Below are 3,248 nucleotides of genomic sequence, written 5' to 3'. Positions count from 1 at the left end.
TGCCCAGTTGTCGCGGCTTGGTCAACCGATACACCTTGCTTTGGGTGCCGGCTACGACTTGCAGCGTGTTATCGTCCTGCAGCAGTAAGCCATCGGCCCCGTGCAGATCAATTCCGGCGGCGGCCACGGGCGTAAAGCTTTTCGGATTGCTTAGGGGCACTTTGAACAGGATTCCTTCGTCGGTTTTGGCAACGAGCAGATAGCCACCGGCAGCATCGGCGTGAAAGATTAGGCCATTCAGCCCGAAAGCCCCCGGATTTGCCGCGAGACGAACGTCATCCAAGAAAACGGAGGCCACGCCCTGCGCCGTTACTTTATAAATAACAGGGGCAAAGCTGTCGGTTACGTAGGCATTGCCCTGCTCATCCACGGCAATGTCGTTGGCGAAGTGCCCGGAAGCACTGGGGCGTAAGGCTCCCAGGTCCGCCGTAAAGTTAACGGTACCCTTGTCGCGGTTTAGGCTCACGAGCTTGGCTACGTTCCCCGTGGTGGCGTTGGACGAGGCTACTAAGACCCGGGAACGGGCCTCGTCCAGCTGCAAGCCAACGGCCGAAGTAATCCCCGTGGCGGAGCCAGCCGCCAGGACGGTGTAGGTATTGTCGTCCTTTACCCGGCCGACGTTGCCCGTGGTGAGCGAACTTACCAAAAAGGCTTGATTGGCAGCGTCATACTGCACTCCCTCCGGAAAGAGACCCGGCGCCGTAAAGGTGACCAGGGTGGGAGGCGAAGGAGCGAGGTCATCCTTCGCCTCCTTCGAACAGGAAGCTAGCCCAAGGCTAACTGCTCCGAGCAGAAGGCCGGCCCAGGAACGGCGAACCAGCCGGTACGCTGGTTGAGCAAAAAGGAAAGGGGTAAAGCGCATGGAAAATCTGGAAGTACTAAGCAGGAAGTTGGGATATGGGTTTAGCCTTTGGCTTACCCGTTAAGCATAGAGCTAACGCTTGCATGTAAGTCGTAAAAACGCAGTAGCATCCACCGGGCTAGGCTGCCTCGCCTAGCGGGCAGGTATCCCGCTGAGAGGCTAAGAATTGATAGGGTAGCACTAGCCGCTGGTTAGTTGCGCTGCCCGTAGACCAGCAGCGAAGCCTTGCCCAGCGTAATGCTGTTACAATGGAAGGCAACGTAGGCCGGGGTAGCATTCTGATCTAATTCCAGCTTTTGGCTTAGGGCCAGCACCGTAATCAGGTAACGGTGCGGCCGGGCGGGGGCGGGCGGCCCCCACGTAGCCGGGCTGGCCGAAGTCGGTGTTGCTTTGCACGGCCCCGGCGGGAGCCAGGGGTTTGCCCAAATCGCCAGCTCCCGCCTTCAGTTCCGTCACCGAAGCGGGGATATTGAAGATAACCCAGTGCCAGAAGCCACTGCCCGTGGGCGCATCCAGATCGAAGATGGTGACGGCAAAGCTCTGCGTACCGGCCGGGGCGTGTTCCCAGGCCAGGGCCGGCGACTGATTTTCGCCCGTAAACCCCATCCCGTTTAAAAACTGTTTGTTCGTTAATTGCCCGCCTAGCTCTGGCTTTTCAACGTAAACGTTTGGGCCAAAGCACTTATGCTTGGGGGTGTTGGAATGGCCGAAGTGGCAGCTACATTTTCCATGGGTAGATTCTGTGGTGTTGAAGAGATAAATGAACAGCACAAAACTACCGGGCTTCAGTAGGCCAAATTGTCGCAGAAAAGTCAAAAAGTATCGCTAGAAGTCCAGACTTGCTTGTCGTGATGTATCCCAGGAAGTAAAAGCGAGCTTGCACTTCCTCTGAAGCGCTAGAGCTACTGTTAACCGTTGGCTTGAATTTGGTAACTTCGCTACATGCCCAAGCCCGAAAGCCTCACGGAATTCTACCAGCACTATTTCCAGGAGCTTCCCCCGACCCGGCCCCTGGAGCGGGGGCAAGTCAACGTGTTTCGGCTCGAAGACGTCCTGGCCCCCAGCGCGGAGTCGGTCCAATACAGCCGCCGTGATTTTTATAAAATCACCCTCATCCGCGGCCGCAACGCGTATCACTACGCCGATAAAAGTCTGGCCATTGCGGGACCGACCCTCCTGTTTTTCAACCCCCAGGTGCCCTATACCTGGCAGCCGCTCTCGAACGACACGACAGGCTTTTTCTGCATTTTCCGCGAAGCGTTCTTTCACGGCTGGGGCACCCCGCCCCTGACGGAGCTGCCTTTGTTTCAGCCCGGCAGCACCCCCGCTTTCCCCCTCACGGCCGCGCAGGACGAAACGGTAAGCGCTCTGTACGAGAAAATGCTGGCTGAGCTTCACTCCGACTATCCCCTCAAATACGAGCTGCTGCGCAGCTACGCGTCGGAGTTGATTCACTACGCCCTCAAGCTGCGGCCCGCCGAAGCCCGCTACCAGCACCCCGATGCCAAATCGCGCCTGACCTCCGTGTTTCTGGAGCTGCTGGAGCGGCAGTTTCCCATTGAGTCTCCCTCGCAGCGCCTGGCGTTGCGCTCGGCCAGCGACTTTGCCCGGCACTTGGCCGTGCACGTCAACCACCTCAACCGCTGCGTGCGCGACACGACCGGCAAAACCACCACGGACCACATTGCCGAGCGTCTGGCTGGTGAAGCCCGGGCCTTGCTGCGGCACACGGACTGGAACATTGCCGAAGTCGGCTACAGCCTCGGCTTTGACGAGCCGGCCAACTTCAACTACTTCTTCAAGAAGCACACCGGTCTGGTTCCCTCCGCTTTTCGGCGGGTTTGAATTTCATAAGTATCCGCTTGAATCTCATAAGCTCCTGCCTGGGTGGGTCCCTGACCTTTGCGGTCGTTAAGCGCGTTGCTCGACGTAGCGCGCACATCCTCATCCCAACCCTCACCCCCGCATGGACACGCAAGCACACCCTCCCCAAGTCTGGTTTATCACCGGGGCCTCCAAAGGCTTCGGGCTCGAACTGGTAAAACAACTCCTGGCGCTAGGCCACCAAGTAGCAGCCACTTCCCGCAACGCCGAGGAGCTGCGCGCCGCCGTCGGCGCCGACTCCCCCAACTTTCTGCCGCTGACCGTGGAGCTGACGGCCGAAGCCCAGGTAGGCGAAGCCTGGCGGCCACGGTGCGGCAGTTCGGCCAGCTGGATGTGGTAGTCAACAACGCCGGCTACGGCCAGCTGGGCAGCCTGGAAGAAGTAACCGATGCCGAGGCGCGCGAAAACTTCGATGTCAACGTGTTTGGCACGCTCAACGTCATCCGCCAGGCCATGCCCCAGCTGCGGGAGCAGCAGTGGGGCCACATCGTCAACTTCTCCT

General features: G+C 59.1%; 3 protein-coding genes and 1 pseudogene. 2 read left to right on the top strand and 2 right to left on the bottom strand.

All coding sequences use genetic code 11. The features are described from left to right. The coding region (locus VI25_RS21335; RefSeq protein WP_055562855.1) for an SMP-30/gluconolactonase/LRE family protein at positions 1 to 862 on the bottom strand (862 nt) is incomplete at its 3' end. A gap of 243 nt (positions 863 to 1,105) precedes the next feature. Next, positions 1,106 to 1,468 carry a YbhB/YbcL family Raf kinase inhibitor-like protein gene (locus VI25_RS21330; RefSeq protein ID WP_201783370.1) on the bottom strand — a complete coding sequence of 121 codons (363 nt, stop codon included), beginning with the start codon at positions 1,466 to 1,468 and terminating at the stop codon, positions 1,106 to 1,108. Between the two features lie 336 nt (positions 1,469 to 1,804). Between VI25_RS21330 and VI25_RS21325 the strand changes: the two genes are divergently transcribed. After that, complete coding sequence (locus VI25_RS21325; RefSeq protein ID WP_055562854.1) at positions 1,805 to 2,707, top strand: helix-turn-helix domain-containing protein; 903 nt, start codon at positions 1,805 to 1,807, stop codon at positions 2,705 to 2,707. A gap of 121 nt (positions 2,708 to 2,828) precedes the next feature. Then, positions 2,829 to 3,248 (top strand): annotated as a pseudogene (locus tag VI25_RS29085) (SDR family NAD(P)-dependent oxidoreductase); the annotation flags it as partial.

The organism is Hymenobacter sp. AT01-02, assembly GCF_000961955.2.
Classification (GTDB): Bacteria; Bacteroidota; Bacteroidia; order Cytophagales; family Hymenobacteraceae; genus Hymenobacter; species Hymenobacter mucosus.
Note: the sequence above shows the minus strand (reverse complement) of the source record. Positions and strands in the feature narration are given on the sequence as shown.

What these genes read in the sequence shown, in the direction of transcription:
- VI25_RS21330 (WP_201783370.1), bottom strand. Translation starts at nt 1,468, where the DNA reads ATGGGGTTTACGGGCGAAAATCAGTCGCCGGCCCTGGCCTGGGAACAC.
- VI25_RS21325 (WP_055562854.1), top strand. Translation starts at nt 1,805, where the DNA reads ATGCCCAAGCCCGAAAGCCTCACGGAATTCTACCAGCACTATTTCCAG.